This is a genomic window from Yoonia sp., from assembly GCF_030731595.1.
Classification (GTDB): Bacteria; Pseudomonadota; Alphaproteobacteria; order Rhodobacterales; family Rhodobacteraceae; genus Yoonia.
Genome location: NZ_JANQTS010000091.1, coordinates 16,284 through 30,691, shown reverse-complemented (window position 1 = coordinate 30,691; position 14,408 = coordinate 16,284). Strand labels below are relative to the sequence as shown.

The following is a 14,408-nucleotide window of genomic DNA, read 5'->3' as shown; positions in this document are numbered from 1 at the left end:
TCGGCCACAGGCTCGGCTACAGGGGCGTCCTTTGCCTTTGGCTTGGCGCGGCTGGCGCGCTTGGGCTTGGGCTTTTCCTCTGCCGCCACGGCTTCCGCAGGTTCAACGGCCGGCTCTTCGGCTGGTGGCGCAACCTCCTCTGCCTTCTTGCGGGTCGCGGTACGCTTTTTGGGCGCAGGCTTTTGCGCGGGCGCTTCTTCGGCAGTCACCGGCTCTGGCTCTGGCGCAGCCTCAGTCGCAGTCTCTGCAACCTCGACTGGCGCGGCGTCCACGACCTTTTTGTTGCGTGAGCGCGTGCGGGTCCGCTTTGGCCTGTCTTGAGGTGCAGGTGTCTCTTCGGCTGCAACATCATCACCGGAAGCCGCCTGTTCCTGTGCCTCTGGGTCCGCGCTCTCGTCACCAGTCTCGGTTTGCTGAGCCCGCCCGCTTCCGCCGCGCCGACGCCTGCGCCGACGCTTGCGCTTGGGCTTGTCGTCGCCTTCGGCGGTTGCTTGACCTGTGGGCTCTGCGCTTGTCTCGGCCGCCTCGTCATCCTCATCCGGCGTTTCGACGATCACCTCATCATCATCGTCATCCATCATGACAGCAGAGACGAACGGGGCCGCTTCCGGCACCACACGGGTCGCTGTCTTGAATTTTTCGATGGCGAAATCGGGCGAGACGAGGGTCGGATCACATTCGATCCGCACCGACATGCCATAGCGGATTTCGATATCCGCGATATGTTCGCGTTTGCCGTTCATCAGGAAGTTCGCGATCGAGATCGGCGCCTTGATCAGCACCTCTTTGCTACGCGCGCGCACGCCTTCTTCTTCCAAGGCCCGCAGGATCGACAATGCCACGTTATCATCCGAACGCAGCAAGCCGGTGCCATGACAATGCGGACACATCTGCGTCGTGGCCTCGAGCATACCCGGGCGCAGACGCTGGCGCGACATTTCCATCAGGCCAAAGCCAGAGATGCGGCCCACCTGAATGCGCGCGCGATCTGTCTTGAGCTTGTCCTTGAACCGCTTTTCGACGGCTGCGTTGTTCCGGCGTTCGTCCATATCGATAAAGTCGATGACGATCAGGCCGGCAAGGTCACGCAGGCGCAACTGGCGGGCCACTTCGTCGGCGGCTTCAAGGTTGGTCTTGAGTGCTGTCTGCTCGATCGACCCTTCTTTGGTCGCACGGCCAGAGTTCACGTCGATGGCCACCAGCGCTTCGGTGATCCCGATCACGATATAACCGCCGGATGGCAGTTGCACCGTGGGATTGAACATGCCGTTCAAATAACCTTCGACCTGAAAGCGGGCGAAAAGCGGCAGTTGCTCGGCGTAGAACTTCACGTTTTTGGCGTGGGACGGCATGATCATTTTCATGAAGTCCTTGGCGGTCCGATACCCGTCCTCGCCTGCGACGATGACCTCGTCAATGTCTTTGGAATAAAGATCGCGGATCGACCGTTTGATCAGATCGCCTTCTTCATAGATTTTCGCAGGGGCGATGGATTTCAGGGTCAATTCCCTGATCTGTTCCCACATCCGTTGCAGGTATTCGTAGTCGCGCTTGATCTCGGCTTTGGTGCGCTGTGATCCGGCGGTCCGAATGATCAGACCTGCACCATCTGGCACGGTCATCTCGCCCGCGATTTCTTTCAGCTTCTTGCGGTCCACGGCGTTGGTGATCTTGCGGCTGATGCCGCCGCCACGGGCGGTATTGGGCATCAGGACGCAGTAACGGCCCGCCAGCGACAGGTAGGTGGTAAGGGCTGCACCCTTGTTGCCGCGTTCTTCTTTGACCACCTGAATCAACAGGATCTGACGCACCTTGATGACTTCTTGGATCTTGTAGCGCTTGGCGCGCGGTTTGCGCACGGGGCGGACATCGTCGCTGTCATCCTCTTCGGCGATGCTTTCGATCTCATCATCTTTGCTGATTGATTCAACGTGATCTGCATCGTCGTCTTCATCGTCGTCCTCGCCTGCGGCGGGGGTTTCGACAGGCGTTTCACCGACGAGCATCATCGGAGACGAGCCTTCTTCGTCATCGCCCAGATCAATCGTTTCCATGCCGGCGATATCGCCAGAGACGTCTTCCTCGTAGGCCTCGCTTGTGACGATCGCGTCATCGCCCTCGACGGGGGATGCTTTCGGCTTGGCCCGGCTGCGGCGGCGCTGCGGTTTGGGTTTTTCCTCGTCCTCGGCATCCGCTTCGGCCCGCAGGCTTTCGGCATAGGCCTTTTCTTCGGCAATCAGCGCCTCGCGGTCAGCGACCGGGATCTGATAATAGTCCGGATGGATTTCCGAGAACGCAAGGAAGCCATGGCGGTTTCCGCCATAGTCCACAAAGGCCGCCTGAAGCGATGGTTCGACCCGTGTTACCTTTGCGAGGTAGATGTTGCCAGCAAGCTGGCGTTTGAATTGGCTTTCAAAATCAAATTCTTCGACTTTGTTTCCGTCGACCACAACAACGCGGGTTTCTTCCGCGTGTGTGGCATCTATGAGCATTTTCTTTGGCATTTGTTCCGTTCACACGTAACCCCGGTGGCGCCCCTGGGGGCGCTGATGTCCGTGTTACATGTCTGATTAAGGCGATCTGCGCACAGGAAGACGCCAGGCCCCTCAGGGCCGCTGCGTCTTGCCTCGTGTTTTGCGCGCGTTTCATCGCGTTTCTTCTCCGACCCCGGATCAAGTCCGCGGCCCGTTCAAGGCCCGGTCGGCGTTGCTTCGCGCGACCAAGGGCGTTCTCCTGATCCCTAGGGACCAAATCAGCTGTTTTGCTTTTGACGTCAGATCAAAGACGCAACAGAGAATCTCATCGGATGGCACCGTGCAACCAAAGCACGAACATCCGTTCTTTCTACATAAGGGACGAATGGCACCCAACACAAGTGGCTGCGTGCAGGGTGCCTGAAATGAAGCAAAGACGGAAAGCTCAGAGATAGTCCGAGCGCTGCAATCCATATTTGGCCATCTTTTCGTTCAGTGTCCGGCGTGGCAGGCAGAGTTCGTCCATCACCGACACAATAGATCCGCGATGGCGGCGCATGGTATTGTCGATCAACATGCGCTCGAAAGCTTCGACGAATTCCTTGAGCGGCTTGCCCTCTGTCGTCATTGCCGGCTTCATTTCCTCGGTATCGGCCATCAAGAGCGACGCGATAGAGCCACTGCCGCGCCGGTTTTGCAAAACGGCGCGCTCTGCCACGTTGATCAATTGGCGCACGTTTCCGGGCCACGGGGCCTGCAACAACTGCGCTGCCTCTTGCGCGCTGACTTGCGGTGCATCGCAGCCATATTCCTCGGCAAACTGTTCGCTCAGACGGGTAAAGAGCGTCAAGATATCCTCGCCACGCTGGCGCAGCGGCGGCACAGTGATGCGCAAGGCCGCAAGCCGGTAGAACAGATCAGGCCGCAGCACGCTCTCGCAGGTCTGGTTCTGCTCTTGCAGGTTACAGATCGCCACGATCCGCGTCTCTGCCGGTGTTCCCTGATTGTTGATTGCCGTCAGCAGGCGCGCCTGCAACGAATGGCTCAGTGCCTCGATGTCTTCGAGCACCAGCGTCCCTCCGCGCGCTTCTTCCATTGCCGGGATCGGTTCATCGTCATGGGCAGGACCAAAGATCGTCCGACCAAGCGAGTCCTCGTCATAGGCAGAACAACTCAGCATCACGAATTTCTTGTTGGCGCGCGCGCCAACGGCATGCAGCGCATGGGCCACAAGTGTTTTGCCGGTGCCTGTCTCGCCCTCGATCAGGACATGGCCGTCAGCCTGCCCCAGATCAAGGATATCTTCCTTCAGGCGCTCCATAGAGGCCGATTGACCAATCAGCTTTTTCATCAAGGATGATCCGTCTGACAACTCTTTGCGCAGCGCACGGTTATCAAGCGTCAGCCGCCGGGCTTGCGTCGCTTTTTTGGCAAGTTCGGTCATGCGGTCGGGATTGAACGGTTTCTCCAGAAAATCGAAAGCACCGACACGCATCGCCTCGACAGCCATGGGCACATCGCCGTGGCCGGTGATCATGATCACTGGCAAGCTGCTATCGACACCCTTAAGTTTGCGCAGGAACTGCATACCATCCATGCCGGGCATCTTGATGTCGCTGACAACAATTCCCGGATAGTCGCTTCCCAGGCCTTTGAGCGCGTCCTCGGCAGATGCAAAGGTTTCGGTGTCAAAGCCCGACAACGCCAACCATTGTGAAATCGACTGACGCATATCCTTTTCGTCATCGACAATAGCGATTTTCATGACCTTACTCATGCACTTTTTCCTTACTCTGCCGCGGCGACATTCTGCTCCATGATGGGCAGTTGCACCTCGAATATAGCCCCGCCATCAGCCGCATTGCGTGCGGTGAGGCGCCCGCCCAAATCGTTGACGATCCCCGACGAGATAGCAAGCCCTAGTCCCACACCATCACCAGGTTGTTTGGTTGTATAGAAGGGCTCGAAGAGTTCGTTGAGGTCTTCAATCCCTTCGCCATTGTCACGGATCTGGATGCTCACGGTTTCACCGGCCGCGAGCAGGATTTCGATCGTCGGGTTGGTTGCGGTCTTGGTCGCATCCAGCGCATTGCGCAAAAGATTGATAATCACCTGCTCCAGCCGCAACCTGTCGCCCAGGATCATGATCGGCTCATTGGGAAAAGTCCGGATGATGTTGACCGCACGGGTCTTGAGCTGGGGTTCCATCAAAGCCAGCGCCGTAGACACCGCAGCCCTTGTATCTACAGGCTCAAACGCATCAGCCCCCTTGCGCGCATAGGACTTGAGCTGACGGGTGATCGCCCCCATCCGTTCAAGCAGATCGTCAATCCGCTGGAACGAGGACAGGGCCTCTTCGGGGCGCTCGCGTTGCAACAGCAGCCGGGCACCTGCAAGATAGGTCTTCATCGCGGCCAGCGGCTGGTTCAATTCGTGGCTGACGGCGGCAGACATCTCGCCCAAGGCCGCGAGTTTCGATGACTGCGCAATCGTCTGCTCGGCCACCTGAAGCGTCTTTTCGACCTTTTCGCGTTCGGCGATTTCCCGCTGCAGCCTGCGATTCAATGCGCGAAGCTCTGCTGACTCGCGCTGAAAGAAGACCAAGCGGGACGCCGTCTTGCGGGACGTGGTCCAGAAAAGAAGCGCCAGCAGGATCGCGAATCCCATCAGTTCAAGCGCGAGAATGCCGTTGACCCGCTCTCTGACCGAGTCGTAGGTGGTAAAGCTGACCATCTTCCAGCCCTGATGCGGGACCCGCATCTCGCGACGCAAAACCGCCTCTCCGCGCAGGTAAGCATCAGCAGGCAAGGCAGACCAGCCTTGGGTCGCACGGATCGCGCGTTCGATGGCAGATGGCGCAGACTGGCGTGCCAAAGCGTCTTGTTCCAGCAGACCGCGCCAACGTGGTTCGGTCGACATGATGATGATGCCTTCGCTATCAGTGACCAGCACCGCGTCCGAAACACCGGCCCAGCCCGTTTCAAGCCGCTGGCCATCGACCTCTACCATGATCACACCGCGCGGCTGCCCATCGGCTATGACTTGGCGGCTATAGATATAGGAAAAGCCGCCAGCATCATTGCGAAAGGTCGTATACACAGTTTGACTGCTACGCAGCGCACCAACGAAATAAGGGGTGTTGCGATGGCTCTCGCCAATGCGGTTGCGATTTGTCGCCGCCACAGCGCGACCATCACGATCAAGCAAGGTCAATGAGGCGGAACCGATCTCGTCCACAATCGACAAAAGGCGGGCCGTCGACAGCGAATAATCCTGACTAAGCAGCGCCCGGATCAGATCAGGGTCGCGCGCAAGAAGTTGCGGCACAACCGAATTGCGCTGCAATTCGTTCATCAAGTTGGTCACGTAAAGCGCCAACCGGATCTCGGATCTGTTGCGGATCGTTTCGGTGAACCGTTGGGTCAGCAACTGATTGGAGATATAGATCACAATCACCGCAAACAGGCAGATCACCAGCACGGCAAGGCGTAAGTACCATTTGCCGCGACCCTTGCCGCCCGTCAATCTGTTCCATTGCACCATTGGAACAGTTTACGACGCCACCGGTTTTGCGGCAAGCAGGCAGATCACGCTTGGGCCAGTTGCCCCAGTAACCCGCGGAAAAGCGCCTGTCCGTCCGTCCCGCCGTGGCCTGCATCCACGGCGCGCTCCGGGTGGGGCATCATGCCCAGCACACGGCGATTTTGTGAAAGAATACCTGCAATATCGGCCACAGATCCGTTGGGGTTGTCGCAATAGGTAAAGGCGATCCGATCTTCGGCACGCAGAACGTTCAGTGTTGCGTCATCGACGGTGTAGTTTCCGTCATGATGGGCAACGGGAAATCTTGGCGTATCGCCCGCGTTATAGCCCTCGGTAAAGGCGCAATCGGATGTCTCTACCTTCAGCATGACAGTCTTGCAGATGAACTTGAGCCCCGCATTGCGCATCAATGCCCCCGGCAGAAGGCCGGTTTCGGTCAAGACCTGAAAGCCGTTGCAGACCCCCAGAACATACCCCCCGCGCCCGGCATGGTCCACCACGGCCTTGCAGATGGGCGAGCGGGCCGCAATCGCGCCACACCGCAGATAATCACCAAAGGAAAAGCCGCCGGGGATCGCAACAAGATCAACGCCGTCCGGCAGTGCCGCATCCTTATGCCAGACCATGCTGACATCCGCGCCCGTTGCCTTGAGGGCCACAGCCATATCGCGGTCGCAGTTTGACCCCGGAAAAACGATGACCGCCGCACGCATCAGAGCACCTCGACCCGGTAGCTTTCGATGACTGTATTGGCGAGAAGTTTCTCGCACATCTCGCCGATCGTGGCCTCTGATGTGCCATCCGCCAGATCAAGCTCGATCACCTTGCCCTGCCGGACGGCTTCAACGCCCTCAAAACCCAGTGTTCCAAGGGCATGGCGTACCGCCTCGCCCTGCGGGTCCAGCACACCATTTTTCAACATCACATGCACGCGGGCTTTCATCGGCAGGGTCCTTTGGTTCTTAGTTGATCAGTGTCGGTTTATTGGGGCGATGGGTCACATTGGACGGCATGACGCCCAAGCGCTTGGCCACTTCGGTATAGGCATCGGTCAGATTGCCGAGGTCGCGGCGGAACACGTCCTTGTCGAGTTTCTGGCCGGTTTCGATATCCCACAACCGGCAGCTATCGGGGCTGATTTCGTCAGCAAGCATCAGGCGGGGAAATTCATTGTCCCAGACGCGGCCGATTTCAATCTTGAAGTCGATCAGCTTGATGCCGACGCCATACATGACACCGGACATCCAGTCGTTGACCCGCAAGGCAAGGCTGACGATGTCATCCATTTCCTGCTGGTTGGCCCAGCCAAAGGCGATAATGTATTCCTCTGGCACAAGCGGATCGCCCAAAGCGTCATCCTTGTAGGAGAATTCAACGATCGGACGCGGCAAGGGGGTGCCCTCTTCCATGCCCAGGCGCTTGGCCATGCTGCCGGCGGCAAAATTGCGCACGATCACCTCGAGCGGGATAATTTCCACCTGCCGGATCAATTGTTCGCGCATATTCAGGCGTTTGATGAAATGCGTCGGAATGCCGATCTGGGCCAAACCGGTCATGAAGAACTCGGACAGGCGGTTGTTCAGCACACCCTTGCCTTCGATCACCGCTCTTTTTTCAGCGTTGAATGCGGTCGCATCATCCTTGAAATACTGGACAAGCGTACCCGGCTCTGGACCTTCGTAAAGGATCTTTGCCTTGCCTTCGTAAATCTTTTTGCGGCGTGCCATGCTCACCCCTTAACCCCTGCGCCTGCCCGGCTTGGGCTGCGTCATGTGCGCGTCATAGTGCAAGGCCCCCTTGCGGGCAAGCACCCGTAGGGGCATATCATAGGGAACAGACATGCAATTCACGAGGCCCGACCCATGAGCACCTTTGATGATCGCGAAAACGCGTTTGAAAACAAATTCGCCCACGACGCAGAAATGCAGTTCAAGGCAGAAGCCCGCCGCAACAAGCTTTTGGGCCTTTGGGCCGCGGAACTGTTGGGCAAATCGGGCGAAGATGCCGCCGCCTATGCGGTCGAGGTGATCAATTCCGACTTTGAAGAAGCGGGCGACGAAGACGTTTTTCGCAAGGTATCGGGCGATCTGGGCGACAAGGCCGACGAGGTCACGATCCGCTCCAAAATGGTGTCCTTGATGGCCGAGGCCAAAGCGCAACTGATGAACGAAGTCTGAGCCCACTCTGGCGCAGACCCTGACCTTGCAAGAAACTGCGCCTTTGTCGGGCGCAGTTTTATCGTTTCTTGCATAATCTAGATGCATGCTTTGCATTTGCAGTTTCGTCACGAACGTGACACCGCAGGTGCGACCCTTGTAACGGAGCCCGTTTTCGATGACCAATGCCCTTTCAAAACTTCTGGACTCCCGCGATTGGCTGATGGCGGATGGGGCCACTGGCACGAACCTGTTCAATATGGGGCTGATGTCGGGTGACGCGCCCGAAATGTGGAACGTGGATGAGAGCGCCAAGATCACAGCGCTTTACAAGGGTGCTGCAGACGCGGGCAGCGACATTTTCCTGACCAACAGCTTTGGCGCGAACGCCTCGCGGCTCAAATTGCATGGCGCTGAAGGGCGTGTGCATGAATTGAACAAAGTCGCCGCGGAACTGGGCCGCGATGTTGCCGATCAATCCGGACGGACCATCATCGTCGCCGGATCAGTTGGGCCAACCGGCGAAATCATGTCCCCTATGGGTAGCCTGACCCATGAACGCGCTGTCGAGATGTTCCATGAACAGGCCGAAGGTCTCAAGGCGGGCGGCGCGGACGTGCTCTGGGTCGAAACGATCAGTGCGGCAGAAGAGTTCATCGCTGCCGCCGAAGCTTTTGCGCTGGCAGATATGCCATGGTGCGGGACAATGAGTTTCGACACTGCGGGTCGTACGATGATGGGCCTGACCTCTGCCGATATGGTCAAGAAGGTTGGCAAGATCGCCCACCAACCCCTTGCTTTCGGGGCAAATTGCGGGGTTGGGGCTTCTGATCTCTTGCGCACGGTCTTGGGCTTTGCGGCCGCCGGTCCAACCTTGCCGATCATTGCCAAAGGCAATGCAGGCATCCCGAAATACCATGATGGCCATATCCACTATGACGGCACGCCGGAACTGATGGCGGATTACGCGGTGCTGGCGCGCGATTGCGGCGCAAAGATCATCGGCGGGTGCTGCGGCACCACACCCGAGCATCTGGTGGCCATGCGTGAAGCGCTTGAAACACGGCCCAGAGGTGACGTGCCAACGCTGGAGCAGATCACCACAGCCTTGGGCGGTTTCTCTTCGGCGTCTGATGGCACCGACGGGGCTGGACCCGAGGCATCTCCACGCCGTGGCCGCCGCCGGCGCAGCGAATAATTCACGCGCACAAGGGGCGCTGCCCCCGCCGCCGCTGGCGGCTCCCCCGAGGTATTTTTGAACAAAAGAAGTTTTGGTTCATTGATCCTTAACCAAGATGATGGAGTGTGAAAAAGCGGTACAGGCTGAGGAGCCGATGGCCGTAACGGAAGAAGCCCCGCCCGGTCAAGGATCGGCGCGGGGTCATCTTTTTGTGCTTTCAGCTTCTTTTGTTCAAAAATACCTCCGCCGGAGGCTCCAAGGTTGCCGCATCCACGGCCCTAGAAGAATGAAAGCTGATCGCCCGCCGCGGGCGGTTTTCCAAAAAGATCGCTTCGCAAGGGTGGCAAACTGCGATCCAGCCCCAGTTTGCGCGTCGCCAGTTTGAACCTTTGCTGCATGATCGCCGCCCATTCCCCCTGCCCGACCATGCGGGTGCCGAAGTTCGGATCATAGTCCTTGCCACCATGTAAGTCGCGCACCCGCCCCATCACACGGGCGGCGCGGTCAGGATAGTGCGCGCGGAGCCAGTCGCGGAACAATGGCGCCACCTCGCGCGGCAGGCGCAGCATGATCGAAGAGGCAGCGACAGCCCCCGCGTCTTTGCTGGCCTGCAAAATCGCTTCCAGTTCGTGATCGGTCAGGGCGGGCACCACGGGCGAGACCATCACCCGCACGGGAATCCCCGCAGCGGTCAGCCGCGCGATGGTGCGTAATCGCGCCGCGGGCAGCGGCACACGGGGTTCCATCGCGCGTGCAACCTTTGGGTCGAGTGTTGTGATCGAAATTCCAACCCTGAGCAGACCCTTTGCCGCCATCGGGGCCAGAATATCAATGTCCCGCTCGATCAGAGTTCCTTTTGTGACGATCCCCAGGGGATGGTTGAAATCGCTCAGGACCTGCACGACCTCGCGCATGATTTTGCGTGTTTTTTCAAGCGGCTGGTAAGGGTCCGTATTGGTCCCGATCGCAATGGTCTTGGGAGCATAGCGCGGGTGTGACAGCTCTTTGCGCAATTGCGCGGCCGCGTTGGGGCGCGCGATCAGCTTGGTTTCGAAATCCAGTCCCGCCGAGAGCCCGAGGAACGCATGACTGGGGCGGGCAAAGCAATAGATGCAGCCATGTTCGCAGCCACGATAGGGATTGATCGACCGGTCAAAGGACAGATCGGGCGATGTGTTGCGCGCAATGACAGACCGCGCGATCTCGTCCCTGACCTCGGTCCGCAGGACGGGCAAATCTTCGTCGTACCCCCAGCCGTCATCGACCGCCTCTGCATGGAAACGGTCAAACCGGATGTCCGGGTTTGACCCCGCTGCCCGCCCCGGAGTGCGATGTGTTTTTCGAAGTGGAAGATCATCCATAATGTTTATTAGAACATTTCAGGAACATGGGCAATGACAGGTCGGTCACGTTCGTGCGAATGTCGGAATTCAGCAGGTAGAAAAAACCGATCCGGCGCACTACTGTCGCAGAAACATAATTCAAAGGGTTCCGCATGTCCGACCAAGACGATGACATCATCCTGTCCGAACTGAACGACGAAGACCTTGTCGCGCAGATGTTCGACGATCTTTACGACGGCATGAAGGAAGAGATCGAGGATGGTGTGAACATCCTTCTCGAGCGCGGCTGGCCCCCTTACCGCATCCTGACAGAGGCGCTTGTCGGTGGCATGACCATCGTGGGCCACGATTTCCGCGACGGTATTCTTTTTGTGCCAGAGGTTCTTTTGGCCGCGAATGCCATGAAGGGGGGCATGTTCATTCTCAAGCCGCTTCTGGCCGAGACAGGCGCACCCCGTGTGGGCAAGATGGTGATCGGCACCGTCAAGGGCGATATCCATGATATCGGCAAGAACCTTGTGGGCATGATGATGGAAGGTGCGGGCTTTGAAGTCGTGGACCTTGGCATCAACAACTCGGTCGAATCCTATCTTGGCGCACTGGAAACCGAACAGCCGGATATTCTGGGCATGTCCGCCCTGCTGACGACGACAATGCCTTATATGAAGGTCGTGATTGATACGTTGATCGAAAAGGGCATGCGCGATGATTATGTCGTCCTTGTGGGCGGTGCGCCGCTGAACGAGGAATTCGGCAAGGCCATCGGCGCTGATGCCTATTGCCGTGACGCCGCTGTTGCGGTCGAAACCGCCAAGACCTTTATGGCCCGCAAGCATAATCAGGGTGCGCCTGCCGCTTGATCTTTTAATCACGCCATGTCGTCCTTATCTGGGAACCAGAGGAGGACGACATGCCGCTTGATAAATTTGTCCTGATTATTGTCTGTGTCATCGGGGCCGCCTTGGCCACGGTCTATATCGGTGTGGCCTTGGTTGCGACGACCCAAATGCCGACCGCGATGGGTCTTGCTGTTCTGAGCCTGATTGCCCTATGCGCCTATATCGCATGGCGGGTCATCTCGGAACGTCTGAGAAACAAGGATGATGACCACTATGATCGCTTCGAGAACTAATGTGCTGATTACCACCATCGATACTGTTGCCGGTCACGAGATCGTACAGGTCATCGGCCTTGTGCGCGGCTCGACCGTGCGCGCCAAACACATCGGCACCGATATTGTTGCGGGCCTCAAGAACCTCGTCGGCGGCGAGATGACGGGTTATTCGTCATTGATGGCCGGTGCGCGTGAACAGGCGATTGACCGGATGGTCGCAGAGGCCCATGCGATGGGTGCAAATGCCGTTGTCGGGTTTCGGATGGAAACGTCGGCCATCATGGCGGGCGCATCCGAGATTGTGGCCTACGGCACCGCCGTCAAACTCTCATGATCACAGACGCGACGCTGACCAAAGAAGGCTTGGCCCCTTCTGGTAAGGGTCGTGTTCTACTGATTGCCTGCGGTGCTTTGGCCCGCGAGATACTGGCGATCAAAGAGGCGAACAGTTTGGATCATCTTGATCTGCAATGCCTGCCCGCCATCTTGCACAATCACCCCGAGCGTATTGTTCCGGCCGTCCAAGACGCGGTGGCCAAGCATAGCCACACCTATGATCGGCTCTTTGTCGTTTATGCCGATTGCGGGACGGGCGGCCAATTGCAGGCCGCTTGCGCAGAGATGGGCGTTGAGATGATCGCCGGGCCGCATTGTTATTCATTTTTCGAGGGAAATGCGGCATTTGCGGCCCAAGACGAAATGACCGCCTTCTATCTCACTGATTTTCTGGTGCGCCAGTTTGACGCCTTTGTCTGGGAACCGCTGGGCCTGTCCAAACACCCGCAACTGCGCGACATGTATTTTGGGAACTATGAAAAGCTGGTCTATCAGGCGCAAACCGATGACCCTGCCCTGACAGCCAAAGCACAGGATTGCGCAGAGCGTTTGGGGCTTGCCTTTGAACGGCGGTTTACCGGCTATGGCGATCTTGCACCGGCGCTGAGGGGATTGACCTAGCGCGCGGCCGCCGCTGTCGTCTGAATACGTTCGACCATGGCGCGCAACCCGTTGGAGCGCTGCGCTGAAAGGTGATCGTTCAGGCCCAAGCGCCCCAGTTCGGCCACCGCATTGATTTTGCCGATCTCGGCCACGGGCTGATTATTGTAAAGCGCGGAGAGTACGGCAATCAGCCCCCGCACGATCATCGCATCGCTTTCGCCCCGAAAGGTGAAAATGCCGTCTTCGATCTTGGGAACCAGCCAGACCTGACTGGCACAGCCATCCACCTTGGTCGCAGGCACCCGCAGCGCGTCTTCCAGCGGGTCCATCGCCTTGCCCATGTCGATGACATGGCGATACCTGTCTTCCCAATCGTCAAGGAATTCAAAGGTATCGACAAGCTCTTCAAAGTCTGGATTGGCCATTGCTACTCTCGTTTGCGTCTACGCCTTTGATGTAGGCCCCGCACCCTGCAACGTCCAGTTCAAAGGGCGACGGTGACGACCTTCTGGCCTTTGACGGCCAGACCAACCTTGCCTTCGCACAACATCAGCGCGTCATTGCCAAAGACTTCACGCCGCCAGCCTTTGAGTGCCACCACATCCCGCTCTCCTGCGGCCAGCGCATCCAGATCACCAGAGCTTGCGATCAGCTTGGGGGCGACTTCTGCATCATCCGTCTTTGCCTTGAGCAGCACACGCAGCATGTCGGCCAAGGCGGGATTGACCTGCATCTTGGTGCGGCTGTCATCGACCTTTGGCATATCTTCGGGCTTGACCGCGAGGCCCGCCTTGATGCTGGCTAGGATGCCTTCGGCGATTTCCCCTTTGCGGGCTTCGCGCAGCAGCAGACGCGATCGGCCAAGGTCTTGTTCCGTTTGCGGTTTCGTCGATGCCAGTTCAACCAGAGCATCATCTTTATACACCCGGCTGCGCGGCACGTTGCGGGTTTGCGCATAGGTTTCGCGGAACCGCGCCAATTCACGCACGATCGCCAGAAACTTGCCTGAACTGGTACGGGTCTTGACCCGTTTCCATGCGTCATCCGGATCGGATTGATAGGTGGCCGGATCCTCAAGAACCGCCATTTCTTCGGCCACCCATTTGATGCGACCGGATTTGGCCAGACGGGCGGACAGATATTCATAGATGTCGCGCAGATGCGTGACATCCGCCAAAGCATAGGTGGCCTGCGCTTCGGTCAGCGGACGGCGCGACCAGTCGGTAAAGCGCGAAGACTTGTCCAGATCGGCCTTGGCGATCTTGCGCACAAGTGTTTCATAGCCTGCCTGTTCGCCAAAGCCGCAGACCATGGCCGCGACCTGCGTGTCGAACAATGGTTCGGGGATCACACCCGCATCCACATAGAAAATTTCCAGGTCCTGCCGGGCCGCGTGGAAAACCTTTACACAGCCATGATCGCGAAACAGGGTATAAAGCGGCTCTAGCGAGAGCCCTTCGGCCAGCGGATCAACCAGCGCCGCATCAGCGCCGTTTTCGTCCTGATAGGCCAGCTGCACCAGACAGAGCTGGGAATAATAGGTGCGTTCGCGCAGGAACTCTGTATCGACTGTCACATAAGGGCGCTTTGCGGCCTCCAGACAAAATGCTTCCAATGCATCGGTCGTGGTGATTTTCTTCATTACCTATCCGTTAATCG

Annotated in this window: 15 protein-coding genes; 6 read left to right on the top strand and 9 right to left on the bottom strand. The window is 58.1% G+C overall.

Annotated features, from left to right (window positions below; genetic code table 11):
- The 6 genes from NWQ23_RS10735 to purC all read right to left on the bottom strand — a co-directional run.
- Positions 1–2,504, bottom strand: a 2,504-nt coding sequence (locus NWQ23_RS10735) for a ribonuclease E/G (RefSeq protein ID WP_306166348.1), incomplete at its 3' end; no start/stop codon positions are given.
- Between the two features lie 415 nt (positions 2,505–2,919).
- Positions 2,920–4,251, bottom strand: a complete 1,332-nt coding sequence (locus tag NWQ23_RS10730) for a sigma-54 dependent transcriptional regulator (RefSeq protein WP_306166347.1) — start codon at positions 4,249–4,251, stop codon at positions 2,920–2,922.
- 11 nt (positions 4,252–4,262) lie between these two features.
- Entirely contained in the window at positions 4,263–6,017 is a 1,755-nt protein-coding gene (locus NWQ23_RS10725) for an ATP-binding protein (RefSeq protein ID WP_306166346.1), read from the bottom strand.
- A 44-nt stretch (positions 6,018–6,061) separates the two neighbouring features.
- Positions 6,062–6,730, bottom strand: a complete 669-nt coding sequence (gene purQ, locus NWQ23_RS10720) for a phosphoribosylformylglycinamidine synthase subunit PurQ (protein WP_306166345.1) — start codon at positions 6,728–6,730, stop codon at positions 6,062–6,064.
- Positions 6,730–6,960, bottom strand: a complete 231-nt coding sequence (gene purS, locus NWQ23_RS10715; RefSeq protein WP_306166344.1) for a phosphoribosylformylglycinamidine synthase subunit PurS — start codon at positions 6,958–6,960, stop codon at positions 6,730–6,732. Before purS ends, purQ begins: the two co-directional genes overlap by 1 nt.
- A gap of 19 nt (positions 6,961–6,979) precedes the next feature.
- Positions 6,980–7,744, bottom strand: a complete 765-nt coding sequence (gene purC / locus NWQ23_RS10710; RefSeq protein ID WP_306166343.1) for a phosphoribosylaminoimidazolesuccinocarboxamide synthase — start codon at positions 7,742–7,744, stop codon at positions 6,980–6,982.
- A 135-nt stretch (positions 7,745–7,879) separates the two neighbouring features.
- On the opposite strand from purC, the gene NWQ23_RS10705 reads away from it, so the two are divergent.
- A complete protein-coding gene (locus NWQ23_RS10705; RefSeq protein ID WP_306166342.1) occupies positions 7,880–8,194 on the top strand; it encodes a DUF1476 domain-containing protein in 315 nt (104 codons plus the stop codon).
- A gap of 157 nt (positions 8,195–8,351) precedes the next feature.
- A complete protein-coding gene (gene bmt / locus NWQ23_RS10700; protein WP_306166341.1) occupies positions 8,352–9,371 on the top strand; it encodes a betaine--homocysteine S-methyltransferase in 1,020 nt (339 codons plus the stop codon).
- A gap of 260 nt (positions 9,372–9,631) precedes the next feature.
- Here bmt and NWQ23_RS10695 read toward each other — a convergent pair whose 3' ends face one another.
- A complete protein-coding gene (locus tag NWQ23_RS10695; protein WP_306166340.1) occupies positions 9,632–10,714 on the bottom strand; it encodes a PA0069 family radical SAM protein in 1,083 nt (360 codons plus the stop codon).
- Between the two features lie 134 nt (positions 10,715–10,848).
- Here NWQ23_RS10695 and NWQ23_RS10690 point away from each other — a divergent pair, with 134 nt between their 5' ends.
- The 4 genes from NWQ23_RS10690 to NWQ23_RS10675 are packed head-to-tail and all read left to right on the top strand — an operon-like array spanning position 10,849 to position 12,767.
- On the top strand, positions 10,849–11,556 hold the full coding sequence (locus NWQ23_RS10690) for a B12-binding domain-containing protein (protein ID WP_306166339.1): 708 nt from the start codon (positions 10,849–10,851) through the stop codon (positions 11,554–11,556).
- A gap of 50 nt (positions 11,557–11,606) precedes the next feature.
- The gene (locus NWQ23_RS10685) at positions 11,607–11,828 is read left to right on the top strand and encodes a hypothetical protein (RefSeq protein WP_306166338.1); all 222 of its coding nucleotides are present in this window, start codon (positions 11,607–11,609) and stop codon (positions 11,826–11,828) included.
- Positions 11,809–12,144, top strand: a complete 336-nt coding sequence (locus NWQ23_RS10680) for a YbjQ family protein (RefSeq protein ID WP_306166337.1) — start codon at positions 11,809–11,811, stop codon at positions 12,142–12,144. Before NWQ23_RS10685 ends, NWQ23_RS10680 begins: the two co-directional genes overlap by 20 nt.
- A complete protein-coding gene (locus NWQ23_RS10675) occupies positions 12,141–12,767 on the top strand; it encodes a DUF1638 domain-containing protein (protein ID WP_306166336.1) in 627 nt (208 codons plus the stop codon). The genes NWQ23_RS10680 and NWQ23_RS10675 overlap by 4 nt, the downstream gene beginning before the upstream one ends.
- On the opposite strand, the gene NWQ23_RS10670 is transcribed toward NWQ23_RS10675, so the two are convergent.
- Positions 12,764–13,174 (bottom strand): SufE family protein, encoded by a 411-nt coding sequence (locus tag NWQ23_RS10670; protein WP_306166335.1) that lies wholly within the window; start codon positions 13,172–13,174, stop codon positions 12,764–12,766. The genes NWQ23_RS10675 and NWQ23_RS10670 overlap by 4 nt on opposite strands.
- A gap of 59 nt (positions 13,175–13,233) precedes the next feature.
- Positions 13,234–14,391, bottom strand: a complete 1,158-nt coding sequence (rnd, locus tag NWQ23_RS10665; RefSeq protein WP_306166334.1) for a ribonuclease D — start codon at positions 14,389–14,391, stop codon at positions 13,234–13,236.
- Positions 14,392–14,408 lie beyond the last annotated feature (17 nt).

Excerpts from the sequence above, each read along its gene's own strand:
- NWQ23_RS10730 (WP_306166347.1), bottom strand. The coding sequence starts at position 4,251 with ATGAGTAAGGTCATGAAAATCGCTATTGTCGATGACGAAAAGGATATG.
- NWQ23_RS10725 (WP_306166346.1), bottom strand. The coding sequence starts at position 6,017 with ATGGTGCAATGGAACAGATTGACGGGCGGCAAGGGTCGCGGCAAATGG.
- purQ (WP_306166345.1), bottom strand. The coding sequence starts at position 6,730 with ATGCGTGCGGCGGTCATCGTTTTTCCGGGGTCAAACTGCGACCGCGAT.
- purS (WP_306166344.1), bottom strand. The coding sequence starts at position 6,960 with ATGAAAGCCCGCGTGCATGTGATGTTGAAAAATGGTGTGCTGGACCCG.
- purC (WP_306166343.1), bottom strand. The coding sequence starts at position 7,744 with ATGGCACGCCGCAAAAAGATTTACGAAGGCAAGGCAAAGATCCTTTAC.
- NWQ23_RS10705 (WP_306166342.1), top strand. The coding sequence starts at position 7,880 with ATGAGCACCTTTGATGATCGCGAAAACGCGTTTGAAAACAAATTCGCC.
- bmt (WP_306166341.1), top strand. The coding sequence starts at position 8,352 with ATGACCAATGCCCTTTCAAAACTTCTGGACTCCCGCGATTGGCTGATG.
- NWQ23_RS10695 (WP_306166340.1), bottom strand. The coding sequence starts at position 10,714 with ATGGATGATCTTCCACTTCGAAAAACACATCGCACTCCGGGGCGGGCA.
- NWQ23_RS10690 (WP_306166339.1), top strand. The coding sequence starts at position 10,849 with ATGTCCGACCAAGACGATGACATCATCCTGTCCGAACTGAACGACGAA.
- NWQ23_RS10685 (WP_306166338.1), top strand. The coding sequence starts at position 11,607 with ATGCCGCTTGATAAATTTGTCCTGATTATTGTCTGTGTCATCGGGGCC.
- NWQ23_RS10680 (WP_306166337.1), top strand. The coding sequence starts at position 11,809 with ATGATCGCTTCGAGAACTAATGTGCTGATTACCACCATCGATACTGTT.
- NWQ23_RS10675 (WP_306166336.1), top strand. The coding sequence starts at position 12,141 with ATGATCACAGACGCGACGCTGACCAAAGAAGGCTTGGCCCCTTCTGGT.
- NWQ23_RS10670 (WP_306166335.1), bottom strand. The coding sequence starts at position 13,174 with ATGGCCAATCCAGACTTTGAAGAGCTTGTCGATACCTTTGAATTCCTT.
- rnd (WP_306166334.1), bottom strand. The coding sequence starts at position 14,391 with ATGAAGAAAATCACCACGACCGATGCATTGGAAGCATTTTGTCTGGAG.